18 protein-coding genes, 1 pseudogene and 1 riboswitch are annotated in these 22,255 nt (G+C 70.0%); of the genes and pseudogenes, 17 read left to right on the forward strand and 2 right to left on the reverse strand.

The features are described 5' to 3' along the window. Positions 1–99: 99 nt before the first annotated feature. Both CEK69_RS03435 and CEK69_RS03440 read left to right on the forward strand, forming a co-directional pair. Positions 100–1,509: pseudogene (locus CEK69_RS03435) on the forward strand (cellulose synthase subunit BcsC-related outer membrane protein); the annotation flags it as partial. Positions 1,510–1,975: 466 nt separating this feature from the next. Next, the gene (locus CEK69_RS03440) at positions 1,976–2,491 is read left to right on the forward strand and encodes a peptide deformylase (protein ID WP_152243861.1); all 516 of its coding nucleotides are present in this window, start codon (positions 1,976–1,978) and stop codon (positions 2,489–2,491) included. 186 nt (positions 2,492–2,677) lie between these two features. On the opposite strand, the gene ettA is transcribed toward CEK69_RS03440, so the two are convergent. Both ettA and CEK69_RS03450 read right to left on the reverse strand, forming a co-directional pair. Further along, positions 2,678–4,339, reverse strand: coding sequence for an energy-dependent translational throttle protein EttA (gene ettA / locus CEK69_RS03445; protein ID WP_152243863.1), 1,662 nt, complete (start codon positions 4,337–4,339; stop codon positions 2,678–2,680). Positions 4,340–4,475: 136 nt separating this feature from the next. Next, the gene (locus CEK69_RS03450) at positions 4,476–5,921 is read right to left on the reverse strand and encodes an MFS transporter (RefSeq protein WP_152243865.1); all 1,446 of its coding nucleotides are present in this window, start codon (positions 5,919–5,921) and stop codon (positions 4,476–4,478) included. 208 nt (positions 5,922–6,129) lie between these two features. On the opposite strand from CEK69_RS03450, the gene CEK69_RS03455 reads away from it, so the two are divergent. The 15 genes from CEK69_RS03455 (at position 6,130) to kdpA (ending at position 22,249) form a co-directional block, all read left to right on the forward strand. Further along, the gene (locus CEK69_RS03455; RefSeq protein ID WP_152243867.1) at positions 6,130–7,062 is read left to right on the forward strand and encodes a helix-turn-helix transcriptional regulator; all 933 of its coding nucleotides are present in this window, start codon (positions 6,130–6,132) and stop codon (positions 7,060–7,062) included. Between the two features lie 110 nt (positions 7,063–7,172). Beyond that, on the forward strand, positions 7,173–7,673 hold the full coding sequence (locus CEK69_RS03460; RefSeq protein WP_152243869.1) for an RcnB family protein: 501 nt from the start codon (positions 7,173–7,175) through the stop codon (positions 7,671–7,673). A gap of 121 nt (positions 7,674–7,794) precedes the next feature. After that, positions 7,795–9,063, forward strand: a complete 1,269-nt coding sequence (gene glyA / locus CEK69_RS03465; protein ID WP_150409969.1) for a serine hydroxymethyltransferase — start codon at positions 7,795–7,797, stop codon at positions 9,061–9,063. 214 nt (positions 9,064–9,277) lie between these two features. Further along, complete coding sequence (gene nrdR / locus CEK69_RS03470; protein WP_010340907.1) at positions 9,278–9,808, forward strand: transcriptional regulator NrdR; 531 nt, start codon at positions 9,278–9,280, stop codon at positions 9,806–9,808. A 4-nt stretch (positions 9,809–9,812) separates the two neighbouring features. Then, a complete protein-coding gene (locus CEK69_RS03475) occupies positions 9,813–10,295 on the forward strand; it encodes a GNAT family N-acetyltransferase (protein ID WP_152243871.1) in 483 nt (160 codons plus the stop codon). Beyond that, the gene (gene ribD, locus CEK69_RS03480) at positions 10,292–11,425 is read left to right on the forward strand and encodes a bifunctional diaminohydroxyphosphoribosylaminopyrimidine deaminase/5-amino-6-(5-phosphoribosylamino)uracil reductase RibD (protein ID WP_152243873.1); all 1,134 of its coding nucleotides are present in this window, start codon (positions 10,292–10,294) and stop codon (positions 11,423–11,425) included. Before CEK69_RS03475 ends, ribD begins: the two co-directional genes overlap by 4 nt. 140 nt (positions 11,426–11,565) lie before the next feature. Continuing rightward, a riboswitch (FMN riboswitch) is annotated at positions 11,566–11,729 on the forward strand. A gap of 79 nt (positions 11,730–11,808) precedes the next feature. Beyond that, a complete protein-coding gene (locus CEK69_RS03485; RefSeq protein WP_152243875.1) occupies positions 11,809–12,408 on the forward strand; it encodes a riboflavin synthase in 600 nt (199 codons plus the stop codon). Positions 12,409–12,523: 115 nt separating this feature from the next. Continuing rightward, positions 12,524–13,657 (forward strand): 3,4-dihydroxy-2-butanone-4-phosphate synthase, encoded by a 1,134-nt coding sequence (ribB, locus tag CEK69_RS03490; protein WP_152243971.1) that lies wholly within the window; start codon positions 12,524–12,526, stop codon positions 13,655–13,657. Between the two features lie 102 nt (positions 13,658–13,759). Next, positions 13,760–14,227, forward strand: coding sequence for a 6,7-dimethyl-8-ribityllumazine synthase (gene ribH / locus CEK69_RS03495; RefSeq protein ID WP_017910047.1), 468 nt, complete (start codon positions 13,760–13,762; stop codon positions 14,225–14,227). After that, positions 14,224–14,694, forward strand: coding sequence for a transcription antitermination factor NusB (nusB, locus tag CEK69_RS03500; protein WP_017910046.1), 471 nt, complete (start codon positions 14,224–14,226; stop codon positions 14,692–14,694). Before ribH ends, nusB begins: the two co-directional genes overlap by 4 nt. 134 nt (positions 14,695–14,828) lie before the next feature. Continuing rightward, positions 14,829–15,803, forward strand: a complete 975-nt coding sequence (gene thiL, locus CEK69_RS03505) for a thiamine-phosphate kinase (protein ID WP_152243877.1) — start codon at positions 14,829–14,831, stop codon at positions 15,801–15,803. A 252-nt stretch (positions 15,804–16,055) separates the two neighbouring features. Further along, positions 16,056–17,627 (forward strand): CocE/NonD family hydrolase, encoded by a 1,572-nt coding sequence (locus tag CEK69_RS03510; protein ID WP_193313885.1) that lies wholly within the window; start codon positions 16,056–16,058, stop codon positions 17,625–17,627. A gap of 993 nt (positions 17,628–18,620) precedes the next feature. Then, entirely contained in the window at positions 18,621–20,129 is a 1,509-nt protein-coding gene (locus CEK69_RS03515) for an outer membrane beta-barrel protein (RefSeq protein ID WP_152243881.1), read from the forward strand. Positions 20,130–20,421: 292 nt separating this feature from the next. Continuing rightward, entirely contained in the window at positions 20,422–20,514 is a 93-nt protein-coding gene (locus CEK69_RS03520) for a potassium-transporting ATPase subunit F (protein ID WP_010341961.1), read from the forward strand. A 16-nt stretch (positions 20,515–20,530) separates the two neighbouring features. Then, positions 20,531–22,249: a potassium-transporting ATPase subunit KdpA gene (kdpA, locus tag CEK69_RS03525; RefSeq protein WP_152243883.1), complete on the forward strand. Its 1,719-nt coding sequence runs from the start codon at positions 20,531–20,533 to the stop codon at positions 22,247–22,249. Positions 22,250–22,255 lie beyond the last annotated feature (6 nt).

Consider the following 22,255-nt stretch of genomic DNA (forward strand, 5'->3'; position numbering starts at 1 on the left):
ACTTGATAAAGTAACACGGTGGGCAGTGGAAAGCGGAACGCCGACGCCCCCCCCCCCCTCCCCGCCGCCCCCCCCCCCGCCCCCGCCCACCCCCCCCCCAGCCGCTTCGGCGCCGGCCCCGCCGCGGCGATGGGCGATGCCCTGGCCGCCGACCGCACGCCGATCGACAGCCTGGTCGGCAGCGACCTGTACCAACTGCTGCTCACCGAGGGCAACAGCAACGCCACCCGCAACGCGCTGCGCACCTACGCGGTCAACAGCGGGCTGTACAACAAGCTGTTCAACGACACCGACCCGGCGCTGACCAACGCGCAGCGCGAGGCGGCAGCCCTGCAGGCGCTGTACGCCGAACCGCTGTCGGCGTTCCTGCTCGGCAACACCGCCGCCGACACCGCGATCGGCACGCTGGCCAGCGCCATCCTCGGCGATGCCTCGCGCAGCGCCGACCTCAGCACCGCCGACATCGCCCGCTTCCGCAACCTCGCCGCCAATCCCACTGCCGCGGCGCTGACGCCGGCCGGCTTCAGCCAGGCGCTGTACACCATGGCCGCCAACGGCAACGGCGCGCGGCGCATGGACCAGGACGCGCGCGGCGTCGGCATGGCGGTGACCTACAAGAACGGCGGCTTCAGCGCTGACCTGGGCAGCACGCCGGTCGGCTTCCCCGAGCGCCGCATCGTCGGCGGCGTCGGCTATCGCGGCCAGGCCGGCGACAACCTCACCTATTCGGGTGAGGTGTTCCGGCGCGCGGTCAGCGACAGCCTGCTGTCCTTCGGCGGCGTCGACGACGGCCGCACCGGGCTCGGCTGGGGTGGCGTGACCAGCAACGGCCTGCGCCTGTCGGCCACCCTCGACAACGGCCTGCTCGGCGGCTACGCCAGCGCCAGCGCCGACCGCCTGGTCGGCCGCAACGTCGCCAGCAACGACCACCGCCAGGTCGACCTCGGTGTATACGTGCACGCACTGGACACCGAGAACCAGTCGCTGACCGCCGGCCTCAACCTGACCGCGATGCAGTACGACAAGAACCTGGGCGGCTACACCTACGGCCAGGGCGGCTATTTCAGCCCGCAGGACTACGTGGACCTGGGCTTCCCGGTGCACTGGAGCGGGCGCACCGCCGGGCGCACGGTCAACTGGAGCGTGGACGCCAGCGTCGGCGTGCAGCATTTCCGCAGCGACGACAGCCCGTACTTTCCGACCAGCGCGCAGATGCAGCAGGCCGCCTACGATGCCGCCTCTCTGGCCGCGCTGCTGGGGCTGACCGACCGCTACGTCGCGCCGGTCTACGCCGGGCAGAGCAAGACCGGCATGTCCTACAACATCGCCGGCGCGGCCGAATGGCAGATCGCCCCGCAACTGTTCCTGGGCGGCCGCCTGCTGCTCAACAACGCCCGTGACTACACCCAGTTCAGCACCAACCTCTACGTGCGCTTCGTGCTCGACCGGCTCGGCGCCGGCCTCGGTCGCCGCCCGCAGGTGCTGGCTTCGCCGTACGTGCCGGAGTAGGGCGCGCGCCGCGCAGAGACCGGCGCAGGCGTCAACTGTCGTACAGCCGCGACAAGCAACGCCGAAACCCGACTGACACCCTCCGTCGTCGGGACTGAAGTCCCTCCCACAAGGATGCCCAGCGCATCCCTGCGGGAGCGACGTCAGGCGGGCGTCACGTGTGCACATCCATCTCGGCGAATGGCCCGCGGCGCTGCGGAACCACGCGTGACGGAACGCGCGATGCATTGGCTGGGTGCACTGTGGGAGGGACTTCAGTCCCGACGCATTGCGCCATCGGCAAGCGCGCCACGTCGCGCGTCGCGGCTGCATGACAGTTCACGCCTGCAGAATTTGGCCGGCGCTTCGCCGCAACACGGGGATTGCACCGCGGCGGGTCCGAGTTGGGGAAGGGGATGCCGCCGCTCCGCTGCACGCGCCGCCGGCACGGCGGATAATCGTGGCCATCCCCGCACAGGAGTCCGCCATGATCCGCGACATCATCCGCATGGGCGACCCGCGTCTGCTGCGCCAGGCGTCGCCGGTCACCGACTTCGACAGCGCGCAACTGCACGCGCTGGTGGCCGACATGTTCGAGACCATGGATGCCGCGCGCGGCGTCGGCCTGGCCGCGCCGCAGATCGCGGTGGACCTGCAGTTGATGGTGTTCGGCTTCGAGCGCAGCGCGCGCTATCCGGACGCGCCGCCGGTGCCGCGCACCGCCCTGGCCAACGTGGAGATCGAGCCGCTGTCCGACGAGCTGGAGGACGGATGGGAAGGCTGCCTGTCCATTCCCGGGCTGCGCGCGGTGATCCCCCGCTACCGGCACATCCGCTACCGCGGCGTGCTGCCCGACGGCACCCCACTGCAACGCGACGCCGAGGGCTTCCACGCGCGCGTGGTGCAGCACGAGCACGACCACCTGATCGGCCGGCTGTATCCCTCGCGCATCCGCGACTTCGACAAGTTCGGCTTCGAGGACGTGCTGTCCTACGACTTGTAGGGCCGGCCTCGACATCGTGCTGTGTGTTTTCGTAGGAGCGGCTTCGGCCGCGTCCGGGCGTTCCCGGTCACGCCCGGTCGCGGCCGAAGCCGCTCCTACGACAGCGCCGATCACAGGCGATGCCCAAAACGCGCACGGCCCGCGCGAGGCGGGCCGTGGCGGGTGCTGCGAGAAACGCGCTGCGGCTTACTTCAGCGCCTTGAAGCGCAGGCGCTTGGGGCCGGCGTCGTCGCCCATGCGGCGCTTCTTGTCTTCCTCGTACTCGCGGTAGTTGCCCTGGAAGAACTCCACGTGCGAGTCGCCCTCGAAGGCGAGGATGTGGGTGGCGATGCGGTCCAGGAACCAGCGATCGTGCGAGATCACGAAGGTGTTGCCCGGGAACTCCAGCAGCGCGTCTTCCAGCGCGCGCAGGGTTTCGATGTCCAGGTCGTTGGACGGTTCGTCGAGCAGCAGCACGTTGCCGCCCTGCAGCAGGGTCTTGGCCATATGCAGGCGGCCGCGCTCGCCGCCGGACAGCGAGCCGACCATCTTCTGCTGGTCCTGGCCCTTGAAGTTGAAGCGGCCGATGTAGGCGCGCGACTGGATCTCCACACCGTTGATGTTGAGGATGTCCAGGCCGCCGGAAATCTCCTGGAACACGTTGTGGTTGCCTTCCAGCTTGTCGCGGCTCTGGTCCACGTACGACAGCTGCACGGTCGGCCCGACCACGATCTCGCCCGAATCCGGCTTCTCCTGCCCGGTGATCATCTTGAACAGGGTCGACTTGCCGGCGCCGTTGGGGCCGATGATGCCGACGATGGCGCCCGGCGGGATGATCATCGACAGGTTGTCGATCAGCAGGCGGTCGCCGAACTTCTTGGAGACGTTCTTGAACTCCATCACCGAGTTGCCCAGGCGCTCGCCCGGCGGGATGAAGATTTCGTTGGTCTCGTTGCGCTTCTGGTAATCGACCGACTGCAGTTCGTCCAGGCGCGCCAGACGTGCCTTGCCCTTGGAACGGCCGCCCTTGGCGTTCTGCCGGGCCCACTCAAGTTCCTTCTGGATGGCCTTCTGCCGCGCCTTCTCCTGGTTCTCTTCCTGCTTCAGGCGCTCGTCCTTCTGCATCAGCCATTCGGTGTAGTTGCCCTTCCACGGAATGCCGCGGCCGCGGTCCAGTTCCAGGATCCACTCGGCGGCGTTGTCGAGGAAGTAGCGATCGTGGGTGACCGCGACCACGGTGCCGGTGTAGCGCGCCAGGAACTGCTCCAGCCATTCCACCGACTCGGCGTCGAGGTGGTTGGTCGGTTCGTCGAGCAGCAGCATGTCCGGCTTCTGCAGCAGCAGCCGGCACAGCGCCACGCGGCGCTTCTCGCCGCCGGACAGGTTGGCGATCTTGGCGTCCCACGGCGGCAGCCGCAGCGCATCGGCGGCCACGTCGAGCTGGTTCTCCAGGGTGTGCGCGTCGCCGGCGGCCAGGATCGCCTCCAGGCGCTCCTGTTCCTTGGCCAGTGCGTCGAAGTCGGCGCCTTCCTCGGCATAGGCGCCGTACACCGCTTCCAGCGCGGCCTGCGCCTGCAGCACTTCGCCCACGCCTTCCTCGACCGACTCGCGCACGGTCTTGTTCGGATCCAGTTCCGGCTCCTGCGCCAGGTAGCCGACCTTGGTGCCGGGCTGCGGACGCGCCTCGCCTTCGAAATCGGTGTCCACGCCGGCCATGATCTTCAGCACGGTGGACTTGCCGGCGCCGTTGAGGCCGAGCAGGCCGATCTTGGCGCCGGGGAAGAAGGACAGCGAGATGTCCTTGATGATCTGGCGCTTGGGCGGCACGGTCTTACTGACCCGGTTCATGGTGTAGATGTATTGCGACATGGCAGCTCCAAAGGCGCAGGGCGCCCGCCGGCCGGCAGCCGGAGGGCGTCGAAAGGGATGACGGATTATAGCCGGACGGCCGCCGGCAATCGTTGCCGTGGTTGCGCCAGCACACGCGCTGGCGGTGCTGCGCAGGCTATTCGGCGATCGGCGGCAGTGCCGCGGTCGATGCCGTCGACGATGCGCCGGCGCGGCGCTGCCGGCGCAGGTAGAACAGCGCGCAGAGCACCAGCAGCAGCATCGCCAGCCACTCGCTGTGCAGCGCCGCCTGCATCGCGGCCAGGCTGCCGCCGCCGTGGGCGTGCGCATAGATCGCGCCCAGTGCCGCCGGCCCCAGGCCCATGGCCGCCTGCAGGATGGTGGAGAGCATGGCGCTGCCGGCGCCGGCATGCTCGGTGGGCACCTGCGACAGGCCGATGCGGTAGAAGCTGGCCACGATCCAGGCCTGGCCGGCGCCGATCAGCGCCGTCGCCGGCGCCAGGTTGCCCGCGCCCGGATGCGGCCACACCGCGTGCAGCGTCCAGCCCAGCGCCAGCAGGCCCAGCATCTGCACCATGCAGCCCAGCAACAGCGTCGGCAGCGGGCCGCAGCGCGTCGCCACGCGGGCGCTGACCAGCGCGGAGGCGAAGTAGGCCGCCCCCAGCACGATGAAGGCATTGCCCGACTGCAGCGGCGACAGACCGGCGCCGGTCTGCAGGGTCAGCGCCAGCACGAACATGAAGCCGCTCCAGCAGGTGAAGAACACCCCGCCCACCAGCAGCGCGAAGCGCACGCTGGGCAGCCGCAGCAGGGCCGGCGGCAGCAGCGGCGTGCGCCCGCGGCGTTCCTGCCACAGTTCGACCCGGGCCAGCGCCGCCAGCAGCGGCAGGCACGCGGCCAGCACCGCCAGGCACGCCGGCGGCCAGTGCAGGGAAGGGCCCAGCGCCAACGGCAGCAGCAGGCAGGCCAGGAACAGCCCCAGCAGCCCGGCGCCGGCCAGGTCGGGCGGCATCCGCCGTGCCGCGCGGGTCTCCGGCACCGCGCGCAGGCACGCCAGCGCCAGCAGGCAGAACGGCAGGTTGATCAGGAACACGCTGCGCCAGCCGGAGCCGCCGATGTTGGCGCTGACCAGCGATCCGCCCAGCACCTGGCCGATGACGAAGGCGATGCCGCCCAGCGAGCCGTACAGCGCCAACGCCCGGGCGTGCGCCTTGCCGTGCAGGCTGACGTGGATGGTGGCGAGGATCTGCGGCACCGCCAGCGCCGCCCCCAGGCCCTGCAGGATGCGGCCGGCCAGCAGCGCTCCCACCGAACCGGCGACGCCGCACAGCAACGAGGCCAGGCCGAACAGCAGCACGCCGGCGCCGAACACGCGGCGCCGGCCGAGGTTGTCGCCGAGCCGGCCGCCCGCCGCCAGGCCCACCGCGAAGGCGACGCCGTAGACGGCCACGATCAGTTCCAGTTGAGTCGCCGACGCATGCAGCGTGTGCGTGATCGAGCCGAGCGCGACGTTGAGGATGGAGAAGTCGATCAGCGGCAGCATCTGCCCGATCAGCAGGATGCCCAGGCCGCGGTGGCTCAGGGTGGGGGCGCTGGCGGACATGGCGGAAGCAGGGGAGGTGGGCGTGGTCATGGCGCGCAGTATGGGCAGTCGATAAACTGGTACAAGGACTCATTTATCCTGGTACTGACAGTGCCTCCCTGACGGTCTCGAGCGCCGTCTCAGGCGGAGCCGGACACCGTGGCGCGGCGTGCGCCGGGTCCTGGCGCCGGATCGTTCGGTGGCGGCACACAACGACGCGGAGAAGACGATGCAACTGGACCTCGCGCATTCCACCCCCACGCCGCAGCGGGTGGCCGCACCGGCCGCACCGACCGCGTCCGGCCCGGCCCTGGCCAGCGAGCGCGCCCGCGCGCTTGGCGCCTTCCTGCGTGCCCGCCGCGAGAGCCTGGATCCGGCGCGGCTGGCGCTGCCGCGCGGCGGCAGGCGCCGCACCCCGGGCCTGCGCCGCGAGGAGGTGGCCTTGCTCGCCGATGTCGGCGTCACCTGGTACACGTGGCTGGAGCAGGGGCGCCCGGTCCGCGCCTCGGCGCGCGTGCTGACCGCCATCGCCCGCGCCCTGCAGTGCTCGGAGGTGGAGACCGCGCACGTGCTGGCGCTGGCGGGGGTGGGCGAGACCGCGGCCCTGGCGCCGCCGCCGTGCGAACGCCTGACCGGCACCGCGCGCATGCTGCTCGATCAGCTCGGGCCGTGGCCGGCGATGCTGCAGACGCCGCGCTTCGACATCCTCGGCGCCAACCCGGCCTTCGAGCGGCTGATGGGCGTGACCCTGGCCGACCTGGCGGACGCCGATCGCAACTGCGTCTATCAGGCCTTCACCAATCCGCGCTGGCGCGACGCGCTGCTCGATCGCCAGGACGTGCTGCAGCACATGGTGGCGATGTTGCGCGCGGCGATGGCCGAGCACCTGGGCGAGCCGGAATGGGAGGCCTTGCTGGCGCGCTACCGTGCCGCCTCGGCGGAGTTCGATGCGCTGTGGCGGCAGCGGCGCGAGGTGCGCGGCGTGGAAAACCAGCTCAAGCGCTTCCGCCATCCGCAGGAAGGCGAACTGCGCCTGCAGCAGGTCAACTGGTGGTCGGCGCCGCGCAACGGCAACCGCCTGGTGGTCTATTTGCCAGCCGATGACACAGCGCAGGCTGCGCTGTTGCGCCTGCACGCGCAGGCCGGAAAAGCCGCTGGATGAACGCTTTCCTAGCCCGATCCGGGAAGCTGAATACGTAACCGATTCCAGCAGGAGACGGTTCAGACGAAAACGGCCTAAATGCAACTGCCACACCCCGTGACGGAGTTGCCATGAACATGAAACGCATTGCCACAATTGCCCTTTCGTCCGCGCTGGCGCTGGGTTTCATGGCGCCACCCGCCTTCGCCTGGGGGCCGGGCGGCCCGGGTCCGGGCTGGGGCCCGCCGGGTCCTCCGGGGCCGCCGCCCCCGCCGCCGGGACCGGGTCCGCGCGACCACGGCTGGTACGACCGCGGCTACCGCGACGCCGATCGCGAGCGCTACTGGCGCGACCGTGAGCGCGACCGTCGCGACGCCCGTCGCGCCTACGACCGCGGCTACCGTGACGGCTATCGCAACGGCCCCGACGTCGTCTATTACCGCCCGGGTCCGCCGCGCTGGGCGCGCGGCCAGCGCTACTACGGCCCGAACTACGTGGTCTACGACTACGACCGTTACCAGGTCCGGCGTCCGCCGTACGGCTACCGCTGGGTGCGCGACGACACCGGCAACCTGCTGCTGGTCGCCATCGCCACCGGCATCATCGCCGACCTGGTGCTCAGCGGCCGCTGAGCCCTGCTGCGGCATCGCCAGACGGCCTCCTTCGGGAGGCCGTCTGCGTTTTGGTTCGCCCTCGGCCGCGCGCGGGGCTTAAACTAGTCGTCTGCCTTCTGTCCATGCCCCCGGAGACCCGATGTTCCCGCGCGACGCCCGCATCGAAACCTACGATCCCGACCTGGCCCGCGCCATCGCCGCCGAAGCCGGCCGCCAGGAAGACCACGTCGAGCTGATCGCCAGCGAGAACTACTGCAGCCCGCTGGTCATGGAAGCGCAAGGCAGCCAGCTGACCAACAAGTACGCCGAAGGCTATCCGGGCAAGCGCTACTACGGCGGTTGCGAATTCGTCGACGTCGCCGAGCAGCTGGCCATCGACCGGGTCAAGCAATTGTTCGGCGCCGACTACGCCAACGTGCAGCCGCACAGCGGCTCGCAGGCCAACCAGGCGGTGTACTTCGCGCTGCTGCAGCCGGGCGACACCATCCTCGGCATGTCGCTGGCGCACGGCGGCCATCTGACCCACGGCGCCAAGGTCAACGCCTCCGGCAAGCTGTTCAACGCCGTGCAGTACGGCGTCAACGACCAGGGCCTGATCGACTACGACGAAGTCGAGCGCCTGGCCGTGGAGCACAAGCCGAAGATGGTGGTGGCGGGCTTCTCCGCCTACTCGCAGGTGATCGACTGGGCGCGCTTCCGCGCCATCGCCGACAAGGTCGGCGCGTACTTCTTCGTGGACATGGCGCACGTAGCCGGCCTGGTCGCCGCCGGTGTCTATCCGACCCCGCTGCCGCACGCGCACGTGGTCACCTCCACCACCCACAAGACCCTGCGCGGCCCGCGTGGCGGCATCATCGTCGCCAGTGCCGCCGGCGCCGGCGACAAGCTCGAAGACCTGTCCAAGAAGCTGCAGTCGATCGTCTTCCCCGGCATCCAGGGCGGACCGCTGATGCACGTGATCGCGGCCAAGGCGGTGGCGTTCAAGGAAGCGCTGGAGCCGGAATTCACCCGCTACCAGCAGCAGGTGGTGAAGAACGCCCAGGCCATGGCCAAGACCCTGATCGCGCGCGGCTACAAGATCGTCTCCGGCGGCACCGAGAACCACCTGATGCTGGTGGACATGATCGGCCGCGACGTCTCCGGCAAGGACGCGGAAGCGGCGCTGGGCAAGGCCCACATCACCGTCAACAAGAACTCGGTGCCCAACGACCCGCGCTCGCCGTTCGTGACCTCGGGCCTGCGCCTGGGCACCCCGGCGATCACCACCCGCGGCTACCAGGAACAGGATTGCGTCGACCTGGCCAACTGGATCGCCGACGTGCTCGACGCCCCGGCCGACGACACCGTGCTGGCGCGCGTGCGCGACGCGGTGACCGCGCAGTGCCGCAAGTATCCGGTGTATGGCTGAAAAACGGGAATGGGGAATGGAGAATCGGGAATGGTTGAAAGTGCTAGCTGGCGCCTTTGGCGTTCCCATTCCCCATTCCCGTTTCCCCACTCCCGGCACCTATATGGCTGAGGCGGGAATGGAGAATCGAGAATCGGGAATGGTCAGACGCGCTACGCTTGCGCTGTTGACGCTCCCATTCCCCATTCCCGTTTCCCCATTCCCGGCGCCCTGAATGCACTGCCCCTTCTGCCAGCACACCGATACCCGGGTGATCGATTCGCGCGTGTCCGAGGACGGCGCGACGATCCGCCGGCGTCGCGAGTGCGAGGCCTGCGGCGAGCGCTTCAGCACGCTGGAGACGATCGAACTCAAGCTGCCGACGGTGATCAAGAGCGACGGCGGGCGCGAGGCGTTCGATGCGCGCAAGCTGCGCACCAGCTTCGACCGCGCGCTGCAGAAGCGGCCGGTGGCCGAGGAACAGATCGAGGCGGCGGTGCGCGCGGTGGTGCACCAGTTGCGCATGTCCGGCGAACGCGAACTGCCCTCGATCCGGGTCGGCGAGTACGTGATGGCCGAGCTGCGCAAGCTCGACCATGTCGGCTACGTGCGCTTCGCCTCGGTGTACCGCAGCTTCCAGGACGTGGCCGATTTCCGCGAGGAGATCGAGAAGCTCGAGCGCGAGTTGCCGGTGGGCAGCGAGCAGTTGCCGCTGCTGGACCTGGTGCGCGCGGCCAAGCCGGGCGACAAGACCGGCAAGCGCTGAGCGCATGCGCATCGTCTGTCTGGCCGAGGCCGCGCAGCACATCCCCGCGTTGGCGCAGGAGCATCTGCAGGCGTTCGGCCCGCTGCTGCCGGAGTGGAACGTGGTGGAGGCCGAGGCCGACCTGCGCAGCCACCGCGACGAACGCCGCATCCCCACCAGCTGGATCGCCCTGGACGGCGAGGACTGGCTGGGGTCGGTGAGCCTGCTGCAGAACGACGACGCGCGCATCCGCCAGTTCTCGCCGTGGCTGGCGACGCTGTACGTGCGGCCGCAGGCACGCGGTGCCGGCGTCGGCGCCGCCCTGGTCGCGCACTGCGTGCAGGCCGTCGCGCGCTTCGGCGTGCAGTGGCTGTACCTGTACTGCGAGCCGGTGCTGGTGCCGTTCTACGAGCGCCTGGGCTGGCAGCGCCATGCCGACCTGCCGCTGGGGCTGCTGCAGATCGTGGTGATGCGCCGCGACGCTAGCGCCGCATCTGCATCTACATGAGCGCCGACGCCGTGCCCGGCTTCTCCGCCGACGACCATCGCTGGATGGCGCAGGCCCTGCGCCTGGCCGAACGCGGCGCCTACACCACACGACCCAACCCGATGGTCGGCTGCGTGATCGTGCGCGACGGTGTCGTGGTGGGCGAGGGATTCCACCAGCGCGCCGGCGGGCCGCACGCCGAGGTGTTCGCGCTGCGCGCCGCCGGCGAACGCGCCCGTGGCGCCACCGCCTACGTGACCCTGGAGCCGTGCGCGCACTACGGCCGCACCCCGCCGTGCGCGCTGGCGCTGATCGAGGCCGGGGTGGCGCGGGTGGTGGCGGCGATGGCCGACCCGTTCCCGCAGGTCAACGGCGGCGGCTTCGCGCTGCTGCGAGAGGCTGGCATCGCGGTGCAGGCAGGCCTGATGGACGCGCAGGCACGCGCGCTCAACCGTGGCTTCCTGTCGCGGGTGGAGCGCGGCCGGCCTTGGTTGCGGATCAAGCTCGGCGCCAGCCTGGACGGGCGCACCGCGCTGGCCAGCGGCGAGTCGAAATGGATCACCGGCGCGGCGGCGCGCCAGGACGTGCAGCACTGGCGCGCCCGCGCCGGCGCCATCCTTACCGGCGCCGGCACCGTGCTGGCCGACGACCCGGCGCTGACCGTGCGCCTGGATGCGGCGACCGAAGTGGAGCCGCCGCTGCGCGTGGTGCTGGACGCGCGACTGCGCAGCCTGGCGCAGGCCAAGGTCCGCGACGGCAGTGCGCCGACCCTGTACCTGCATGCGCCGGACTGCGTGCCGCCGGCGCTGGCTCACGCCGCGTTCGCCGCGGTGCCGCTGCACGACGGCCGCTGCGACCTGCACGCGGCGCTGCGCCTGCTCGGCGAGCGCGGCATCAACGAGGTCCAGGTCGAGGCCGGGGCGACGCTGAGCGGTGCACTGCTGCGCGCCGGCCTGGTCGACGAGGTGCTGGTGTACATGGCGCCGCTCCTATTGGGCGATACCGCGCGTCCGCTGCTGGCCGGGCTCGGCATCGAGACCATGGCGCAGCGCGTACCGCTGCAATTGCAGGACGTGCGCCAGCTCGGCGACGACCTGCGCCTGCTGCTGCGGCCGGCGATCGCCGCCAGCGCGGGGGCGGCCTCGCCCTGAGCGATCGCCGGTGATGCGCGTCGCCGCGCGCAAGGTTGCCGTGCGCACCGCGACGCTTTGTCCCACCGGTGGCGCGCTGTACCGGGCGGCCGCTGCGGCCGCGCCTGCTAGAATGCCCGAGCCGGTTCGCCGGCGACCACAAACGTCTTCAGGGCGGGGTGCGATTCCCCACCGGCGGTAGGTGCGTTCGCGCACGAGCCCGCGAGCGCTTCCCGGCGCAGGCGCGACGCGCCGAATCGGGAAAGTCAGCAGATCCGGTGCGATGCCGGGGCCGACGGTATAGTCCGGATGAAAGAAGACGGCCTTCGCGCAGCCTTGCGGCTGTGCGCGTGCCTGTTTGCCTTGTGGCGTTTTTCGCTCACCCCATTGCGAGAAACGTAGCTATGTTCACCGGAATCATCGAAGGCGTCGGCCATCTCGCCGCACGCCAGCCGCAGGGCGGCGATCTCCGCTTCACCTTCGCCACCGGCAGCCTGCCGTTCGCCGACGTGCGCCTGGGCGAGAGCATCGCGGTCAACGGCGTGTGCCTGACCGTGGTCGCCTTCGACGCGGCGGCGTTCCAGGCCGACGCCTCCACCGAGACCCTGGCGCTGACCACGCTCGGCCGCCTGGCCGAGGGCGCGACACTGAACCTGGAGCGGGCGATGCGCCCCAGCGACCGCCTCGGCGGGCACCTGGTCAGCGGCCATGTCGACGGCCTCGGCGAGGTGCTGTCGATTCACGACGATGCGCGCGCGCAGCGCTGGCGTTTCGCCGCGCCGGCATCGCTGCTGCGCTACATCGCCAAGAAGGGCTCGATCTGCGTGGACGGGGTCAGCCTCACCGTCAATGAAGTCGACGCCGAAGGCTTCGAGGTCGCGCTGATCCCGCACACCGTGGCGCACACCGCGTTCGCGCAGACCGCCGTCGGCGCGGCGGTGAACCTGGAGATCGACCTGGTCGCGCGCTACGTCGAACGCCTGTTGCAGGGCCGCCAGGACTGATCCTGGCCGCGTCCGGCCTTCTGCCTCTCCGCCACGCTGCGCCGCTGCCTGCGGCGCGCGCGGCACCTTCCGTCTTTCCGCGAGTCCCCGCATGTCGCCTTCCGTTACCCCGAGCCTGAATTTCGCCTCCGTTCCCGAGCTGCTGGAAGAACTCCGCGCCGGCCGCATGGTGGTCATCGTCGACGACGAGGACCGCGAGAACGAGGGCGACCTGATCATGGCCGCCGAGCTGGTCAAGCCCTCGGACATCAACTTCATGGTCACCCACGCGCGCGGCCTGGTGTGCCTGTCGCTGACCCGCGAGCGCTGCGCGCAGTTGGGCCTGGCGCCGATGGTCCAGCGCAACACCGCGCAGTTCCATACCAACTTCACCGTCAGCATCGAGGCCGCCGAGGGCGTCACCACCGGCATCTCCGCCTACGACCGCGCCCACACCGTGCGCACCGCGGTCAAGCCGGACGCCAAGCCGCACGACCTCAGCCAGCCCGGCCACATATTCCCGCTGATCGCCCAGCCGGGCGGGGTGCTGACCCGCGCCGGCCACACCGAGGCCGCCAGCGACCTGCCGATGCTGGCGGGGTTGGAGCCGGCCGGCGTGCTGGTGGAAGTGCTCAATCCCGACGGCAGCATGGCGCGGCGTCCGCAACTGGAGGCGTTCGCCCGCACCCACGGCCTGAAGATGGGTTCGATCGCCGACCTGATCGCCTACCGCCTGGCCACCGAGCACACCGTCGAACGCATCGACGAGCGGCCGATCGAGACCGAGTTCGGCGGCTTCACCCTGGTCACCTACCGCGACCGCATCGCCCACGACCTGCACTTCGCCCTGGTTCGCGGCACCCCGGACGCCGACACCCCGACCCTGGTGCGGGTGCAGGTGGAGAACCCGCTGGCCGACCTGCTGCACTGGCGCCGCGACGACTTCGGCGTGGCCGCCAGCGACGCCCTGCGCGCGATCGCCGCCGCCGAGCGCGGGGTGATGGTGGTGCTGTCGGCGCCGCGCGACAGCGAGGCGCTGCTGGCGCGGCTGCGCGCACAGCCGGAGGCGGCGCGCGGCAAGGACGTGGGCCAGTGGCGGCGCAACGGCGCCGGCAGCCAGATCCTGGCCGACCTGGGCCTGGGCAAGCTGCGCGTGCTCGGCACGCCGCGCCGGCAGATCGGCCTGGCCGGGTTCGGGCTGGAGGTGGTGGAGCATGTGGAGGTGGGGCCGGGATTGGGGAATCGGGATTCGGGATTGGGTAAAGCCTGATTCGGGTGCCGGATCGGCGCTGGGCGAGCGACTGTTCTCCCTCGCCCGGGCTGCGGCCTCCCTGCCTGTTAAACTCTCCCACCCCCTCAAGCTGCCACCGCCATGTCCCATTACGAAGGCGACCTCCGCACTCCCGAGTCGGCGCGTTTCGCGATCATCGCCAGCCGCTGGAACGCCCGTATCACCGACGTGCTGGTCGCCGGCGCGCGGCAGAGCCTGGCCGGCAACGGCATCGCCGATGACGCAGTGGACGTGATCCGGGTGCCGGGCGCGTGGGAGTTGCCGCTGGTCGCCGCCCGCCTGGCCGCGGCCGGCAAGCATGCCGCGATCATCGCGCTGGGTTGCGTGATCCGCGGCGACACCCGCCACTACGAACACGTCGCCGACGGCTGCGCCGAGGGCCTGCTGCGGGTGTCGCTGGACTTCCGCATCCCGGTGCTCAACGGCGTGCTCGCCGTGGAGCAGGTCGAGGACGCCGAGGCGCGCGCCGGCGGCAGCCATGGCAACAAGGGCGAGGAAGCGGCGCTGAGCGCGCTGGAGATGGTCAACCTGCTGGAGCTGCTGCCGTGAACAAACCCGCTGGCCACAAGCACCACCCCCGCCGCGACGGCGTGGATCCGGTCCTGCGTTCGCGCGCGCGCCGGCGCGCGCTGCAGGCGATCTACGCCTGGCAGATCTCCGGCGGCAACGCCCAGCACGTGATCGCGCAGTTCGCGCACGAGCAGGCGCACGAGATCGCCGACCTGGTGTACTTCGAGAACCTGGTCGAAGGCGTGCTCAAGCACCGTGCCGAACTGGACGCAGCGCTGGTCGGCTACCTCGACCGCACGGTCGAGGAAGTGGACGCGATCGAACGCGCGGTGCTGCGCCTGGCCGCCTACGAACTGCTGCACCGCATGGACGTGCCGTACCGCGTGGTGATCAACGAAGCCATCGAGACCGCCAAGCGCTTCGGCTCCGAGCACGGCCACACCTACGTCAACGGCGTCCTGGACCGCGCCGCGCTGGAATGGCGCGCGGTGGAGTCGGGGGGCTGAGGGGCTGGGAATGGGGAAAAGGGAATGGGGAATGGCAAAAGCAGATGCCGTTCTCCTTCGAGATCGCCGACGTTCCGGCTTTCGCTCCTGCTTCTAACCATTCCCGACTCCCCATTCCCGATTCCCGGCCCCACATGCCCGAATTCGATCTGATCGAGCGCCTGCGTGCGCGCAGCCGGGCGCGGGACGACCTGCCGCTGGGCATCGGTGACGATGCGGCCTTGCTGCTGCCGCCGCCGGGGGAGTTGCTGGCGATCACCACCGATACGCTCAATGCCGGGGTGCATTTCCCGGCCGAGACCGCGGCCGCCGACATCGGCTGGAAGACGCTGGCGGTGAATCTGTCCGACCTGGCAGCGATGGGCGCGCAGCCACGCTGGTGCACGCTGTCGCTGTCGCTGCCGCAGGTCGACATGGCCTGGGTCGATGCGTTCGCCGAGGGCTTCTTCGCGCTGGCCGATGCGCACGGCATCGGCCTGGCCGGCGGCGACACCACGCGCGGGCCGCTGGCCTTGTCGGTCACGGCAATCGGCAGCGTGCCGGCGACGATGGCGCTGCGCCGCGATGCCGCGCAGCCGGGCGACGAGATCTGGGTGACCGGCCAGCCGGGCGAGGCGGCCGCGGCGCTGGCGCTGTGGCAGGCCGGGCGCCTCGACGTGACCGCGCCCGCGGCCGATCCCGTGCACGAACGCCTGCGCCAGCGCCTGCTGCGGCCGACGCCGCGGGTGCAGGTGGGCCTGCGCCTGCGTGGCCTGGCGCGGGCCTGCGTGGACGTCTCCGACGGCCTGCTGGCCGACCTGGAGCACATCTGCGCGCGCAGCGGCGTCGGCGCCGAACTGGAGCTGGCCGCGCTGCCGGCGGTCGCGGCCCCGGCCGACGCGGACCCTGCGCAGGTGCACGCCTGGCAACTGGGCGGCGGCGACGATTACGAACTGTGCTTCACCGCCGACCCGGCGCAGCGCGCCGCGATCGTGCAGGCGCTGCAAGCGCTCGGGGTCACAGCGACGCCGATCGGGCGCATCGTCGCCGGCAATGGCGTCGCGGTGCGCGATGCCGACGGCCAGCAGTGGCAGCCGCCGCGAAGCGGCTACCAGCACTTTTTGAGCTGAGCCGCGCGGCCTGAGCGCGCCCCGGTCGCCGGCCACGGGGCCATCCTGTGTGGGACGCCCGCCAGCGTCGACCGCCCCCTCCATCGCCCTTCCATACCGTGCCGCACTGCGGCGTGAATATCGCCCGTACCCGGTGGTACGGTCCGCCTGCCCGGCCCCGTGTCGAGCCCTTGTCACCGTTCTGGCAGTACCGTTCCGGCAGCCGGCCATTCCGGTCCGGCGCCGCTTGGGAGGCAGTCCATGCGCATGTCCGTGTCACGTCGCATCGCTCTCGGCGCGATGTTGCTGGTGTTCTCCGCCGCCGCGGCCGCGGCCGGCTTCACCAAGCAGTACCAGAGCATTCCCAGTTTCGACGGCACCAAGCTCGGCGCGCTCGTCCTGGTGCCGCAAGGGCAGGGGCCGGGGCCGTTCCCGCTGGTGGTGATGCCGGCCAGCTGGTCGCTGCCCAACCTGGAATACGTGGGCCGCGCCAGCGAACTGGCCAACGACGGCTACGTGGTGGTCAGCTACACCTCGCGCGGCTTCTGGGATTCGCAGGGGCTGATCGACATCGCCGGGGCACCGACGGTGGAGGACGTCAGCGCAGTGATCGACTGGGCGCTGGCCAACACCCCGGCCGACGCCAAGGCGATCGGCGTCTCGGGCATCTCCTACGGCGCCGGCACCAGCCTGCTCGCCGCCGCGCGCGACCCACGCATCAAGGCGGTGGCCGCGCTCAGCGGCTGGGCCGACCTGCAGGCCTCGCTGTACGCCAACAGCACCGTGAGCCAGCAGGGTGTGGGCCTGCTGGTCGCCGCCGGTGTCGCCACCGGCCGGCCGGGTCCGGACCTGGCGCGGATCACCGCGCACGTGGCGGTGGGCGACTACGACGGCGCGGTGCAGGGCTTCCTGCCCAAGGCGGCCGAACGCGGAGTGATCAACGAGGTGCAGGCGCTCAACCGCAACGGCCCTGCGGTGCTGCTGGCCAATGCGTTCAACGACGGCCTGTTCCCGCCGAACCAGTACATCAACCTCTACAACCGGCTCAGCGTGCCCAAGCACCTGATGTTCAGCCAGGGCGACCACGCCACTGCCGAACTGCCGGGCGCGCTGGGCCTGCCGAACCAGGTGTACACCGAGGCCACCCGCTGGTTCGACCGCTACCTGAAGGGCCGCGACAACGGCGTGGACCGTGAAGCGCCGGTGCAGCTGTCGACCCTCGGCGGCACCTGGCTCAGTTATGCCGACTGGAACAGCGTACAGGCCGGCGCCACCCGCTACGGTCTGACCGGCCCCAGCGGCCTGTTGCTGCCGACCGGGTCGCTGACCAGCGGCAACAGCAGCGGCTGGAACTACCGCATCGCCACCGGCGTGCCGACCCTGGCCGATTCCGGCGTGGTGATGGTCAGTGGTCTGTTGCAGGGCCTCGGCCAGCCGGTAACCACCTCGATCCCGCTGGTCAGCCGCGCCGGTGCCGCAGTGTGGAGCGGCCCGGTGCTGTCCAGCGACAAGCGCCTGGCCGGCGCGCCCTCGCTGCGGCTGACGGTGACCCCGAGCCAGTCCAATGTGTCGCTGTTCGCCTATCTCTACAGCATGGACGGCTCGGGTTCGGCGCAATTGCTGAGCCATGTGCCGTACACCCTGCGCAACGCGACCCCGGGCACACCGGTGACGCTCGACCTGGCGCTGCAGGCGACCGCGGTCGAGATCCCGGCCGGCCGCCGCCTGGTGCTGGTGGTGGACACCACCGATCCGCGCTACACCTCGGCCAGCCGTTTCGGCGGCACCGTGAGCTTCAGCTCGCCAGCGGCGACGCCGTCGTTTTTGAGCGTGCCGTTACATTGAGGTAGTGCGGCGTTTCCCTTCTCCCATCGGGAGAAGGTGCCCCGCAGGGGCGGATGAGGGTACGGGCGCAGCCTCGTGCAGTTGGATCAGCGCAGCGCTTCGCGCGTCGGACCCTCACCCCAACCCCTCTCCCGATGGGAGAGGGGCTTTGGCTTCTCCCTTCTCCCCCCGGGAGAAGATGCCCCGCAGGGGCGGATGAGGGTACGGGCAAAGCCTCGTGCAGTTGGATCAGCGCAGCGCTTCGCTTGCCGGACCCTCACCCCAACCCCTCTCCCGGCGGGAGAGGGGCTTTGGGCTTCTCCCTTCTCCCGTCGGGAGAAGGTGCCCCGCAGGGGCGGATGAGGGTACGGGCGCAGCCTCGTACAGTTGGATCAGCGCAGCGCTTCGCGCGCCGGACCCTCACCCCAACCCCTCTCCCGATGGGAGAGGGGCTTTGGCCTCTCCCTTCTCCCACCGGGAGAAGGGGCCCCGCAGGGGCGGATGAGGGTACGGCACCACGCATTGCCACATAGCGCGCACACCACGCCAGCACAGCACACGAATTTACGCAGCTTTTATTCGAACCGGCGCGCGCTTTGCAACGAAGATATTCGGCGATTCCTATACTTTCCGCGCTGACGACGGGGATGCTTGCGTGGAATCGATGGCTGCAATCTTGAGCGTGTCGCAGGCCGCACCGATCGCCTGCAGGCGCCGCGTGCCGCAGACGCAACGGCGTGCCGGCCGCGTCAGCGTGGCGGCCATGCCATGTGCGCCGCGACGCCAAGATGGCTGCCGCAGCGCGCTGCAGCATCCGCCGCCACACGGCCGCGCGCGTTCACTGCACGCGCGTTGACGACATAGCGCCGCCGCCACCGCGGCGCTGCATTCCAACTCCCTCCCCGCGATGCGCGACCCGGCGTATCGCCTGCGATGGCGCGTGCGCGTGAGGCGGCGCGCCGTCGTTGCCCCCTCCACCCAACGAAGGACGGCTCGTTGCGAGCCGACGTCGCGATGTCCATGAAGCTCCATCCCCTGTTTCTGTCCCTGGCCGTGCTGTGCGCCAGCGATGCCGCCGCCGTGGGCCTGGCTGCGCCCGTGTCGGAGGCGATGCCGGCGTCGGAGCCCGCCCCTGTGCCGCTGGCACGCAGCGCAGATTGTTCCAATGGCTTCTTCTCGCGCCTGGCCTCGGCCTATCGCGAGGATGCGCAGCCGGCCGATCCCGATGCGCCGACGCCGGCGCGCCGGGGGCTGGCGGCGCCGTTCTCCTCGCCGCCGTTTCCTTCGGCCGAATGGCAGCTTGGTGCGGTGGACTACCCGGTCGGGGTGCCCAACGAGAATGCGCAGTATCCGGTGGAGAAGGCGCTGGCCTGCACGCGCGTGGGGCAGTGGATGCAGCGCAACCGCATCGAGCTGTACGGCTGGATCAATCCCTCGCTCAACGCCAGCACGTCCTCGCGCAGCAACTACCCGCTGTCCTACTCCACGCGGCCCAATCGCGGCGAGTTCAACCAGGCGCTGATCCGCCTGCAGCGCGTGCCGGACACGGTGCAGACCGATCATGTCGATTGGGGCTTCCACTTCGACGACCTGTACGGCTACGACTACCACTACACCACGATGAAGGGCGTCACCAGCGACCAGCTGCTGCACCACCCGCAGCCCAACAGCGCGCTCAACGGCAAGATCTACGGCAACGATCCGATGATCGCGCACGTGGACGTGTACCTGCCGTCGGTGGCGCAGGGCATGCTGGTCACGGTCGGCCGCTACCTGTCGTTGCCGGACATCGAGGCGCAGTTCTCGCCGAACAACTACCTGCTGACCCATTCGATCCTGTACACGGTCGATGCCTATACCAACATGGGCATCCTCACCACCACCAAGCTCAACGACCAGTGGACGCTGCAGCTCGGCGTGCACGGCGGCGACGATTCGGCGATCTGGGACGCGACCAGCCGCCTGAGCGCGCAGGCCTGCCTGCGCTGGGTCTCCAAGAGCAACGACGACATGCTGTATCCGTGCGTGGAGTCGTACAACAACGCCGCGCAGACCTACAACAACCTGCAGGAGTTCGTGCTGACCTGGGGCCACCGCTTCTCGCCGAAGGTGCACATGCTCACCGAGGCCTACCACATCTACGTGCGCGACCAGGCGCTGGCCACCGATCCGTCGCAGTCGCATGCGCCGACCGGCCGCCCCGGCTACGCGCTGGGCGAGGCGCCGGATTTCCCGCTGGGCCGCAGCAGCGCCGACGCCATCGTCAACTACGTCAACATCCAGCTTGGCGCGTCGGACATGCTGGCGATCCGCAACGAGTTCGTGAACGACCACGACGGCCAGCGCACCGGTTTCGCCACGCGCTACTCCAGCCACACCATCGGCCTCACCCACTGGGTGTCGCAGGACCTGGAGATCCGCCCGGAGCTGCGCTACGAGCACGCCTACGATTTCCCCGCCTACGACGGCGGGCGCCGCAACCATCAGGCGACGGCGTTGATCGACGCGATCCTGCATTACTGAGGTCGTCGCGCGCTGCCGTGAAGGCGGCGGCGCGGCGCCGGCAGACGTGGCGCACGCGCCTGCGTCGCGCGGTTTTACGCAGAATTTATGCGTGACGCGCGCCTTCGCCACGGAGAGTTTATGGCGACGGCTTCGATAATGCCGGCCTGGGCCAGAAGGCCTGTCCGACCCGGCGTGCGTGGCCATGTTGCGCTTCCCTTCTGCCTCCGTGCGCATGCCGCGTCCGGCGGTGTTCCCACACGATTGCGGCCTGCCCTGCGGCGGGCCGTCCCTTTGTTTCGGAGTTGAGACCATGAGCGGTTGGCTTTCGTTCGTTTGCGGCGTGGCGGTGATCGTCGCGGCCGGTTACCTGCTGTACGTGATCCTGCGCCCCGAAGATTTCTGAGCCGAGTGCCACTTCCATGATCGATACATTGCTTGTCTATGCGCTCGCGCTACTGCTGGGATGGCCGCTGGGCCTGTACCTGGCCAAGGTGATGCGCGGGGCGCCGATGCGCGGCGACGCGCTGTTCGGCTGGATCGAACGCCCGCTGTACCGCCTGCTCGGCACCGACCCGGCGCGCGGCATGCACTGGCGCGCCTATGCCGGCGCGTTCCTGGCCAGCAACCTGGTACTGGGCGTGCTGGTGTTCGTGCTGTTCGTGACCCAGGCCTGGCTGCCGTTCAATCCGGATGCGGTGCCCAACATGCGCTGGGACGTGGCCTTGCACACCATGGTGTCGTTCCTGACCAACACCAATCAGCAGCACTACTCGGGCCAGGCGCAGCTGTCGTACCTGTCGCAGGCGGTGGGCGTGGTCGGCCTGCAGTTCATCACCCCGATGATGGGCCTGGCGCTGGTCGCGGCGACGCTGCGCGGCCTGTTCGGTGGGCGTGGCCAGGATGCGGCGCGCAAGGCGGCCGCGAGTGGCGGCGAGACGGCGCAGGAGGTCGATCTCGGCAACTACTGGGCCGACGTGATCCGTCCCACCCTGCGCTTCCTGCTGCCGCTGTGCCTGCTGTGGACGCTGCTGCTGACCCAGCAGGGCGTGCCTTCGACGCTGGCGGCCGGTCCGGTCGCCACGCCGCTGGACGCCAGCGCCGGCCAGCAGACGCAGAAGATCCCGCTCGGCCCGGTCGCGGCGATGGTGGCGATCAAGCAGCTCGGCACCAACGGCGGCGGCTGGTACGGCCCCAACAGCGCGATGGCGCTGGAAAATCCCACGCCGTTCTCCAACCTGCTGGAGATGTTGGGCATCGTGCTGATCCCGGTGGCAGTGGCGTTCATGGTCGGCCCGTTCACCGGGCGCCGCAAGTTCACCGCGCTGGTGTTCGGCAGCATGCTGGTGATGTCGCTGGCGTCCACCGCGGTGTCGCTGTGGGCCGAAGGCCACGCGCCCGGCAGTGCTGCGCTGATGGAGGGCAAGGAGGTGCGCTTCGGCGTCGATGCCTCGGCGGCCTGGTCGTCGCTGACCACGCAGACCTCCAATGGCTCGGTCAACGCCATGCACGATTCGCTGGCGCCGCTGACCGGTGGCGTGGCGATGGTCAACATGCTGATCAACGCGATCTGGGGCGGCATCGGTTGCGGCCTGCAGCAGTTCCTGGTGTACCTGCTGCTGAGCGTGTTCCTGGCCGGCCTGATGACCGGGCGCACCCCGGAACTGTTCGGACGCAAGATCGAGGCACCGGAAGTGCGCCTGCTGGCGCTGCTGATCCTGTTGCAACCGCTGGTGCTGCTCGGCTTCACCGCGATCACCCTTGCCCTGCCGGCCTCGATCTCGGCGACCTCCAATCCCGGTTTCCACGGCATCAGCCAGGTGTTCTACGAGTACACCTCGGCGTTCGCCAACAACGGCTCCGGTTTCGAGGGGCTGGGCGACGGCATTCCGTGGTGGAACCTGAGCTGCACCGTGGTGCTGCTGCTGGGCCGCTATCCGGCGCTGATCGTGCCGCTGATCGTGGCCGCGCAACTGGCGCGCAAGCGGGTGGCGCCGGAAACCGGCGGCAGCCTGCAGGTGGAAACCCCGACCTTCGCGCTGACCCTGATCGCGGTCATCGCGATCCTGACCGTTCTGCAATTCACGCCGGCTTTGGTGTTGGGACCGATCGCCGATCACCTGACCCTGGCCGCGCACTGAGACGAC

Source organism: Xanthomonas sp. LMG 12462, from assembly GCF_009192885.1.
Classification (GTDB): Bacteria; Pseudomonadota; Gammaproteobacteria; order Xanthomonadales; family Xanthomonadaceae; genus Xanthomonas_A; species Xanthomonas_A sontii.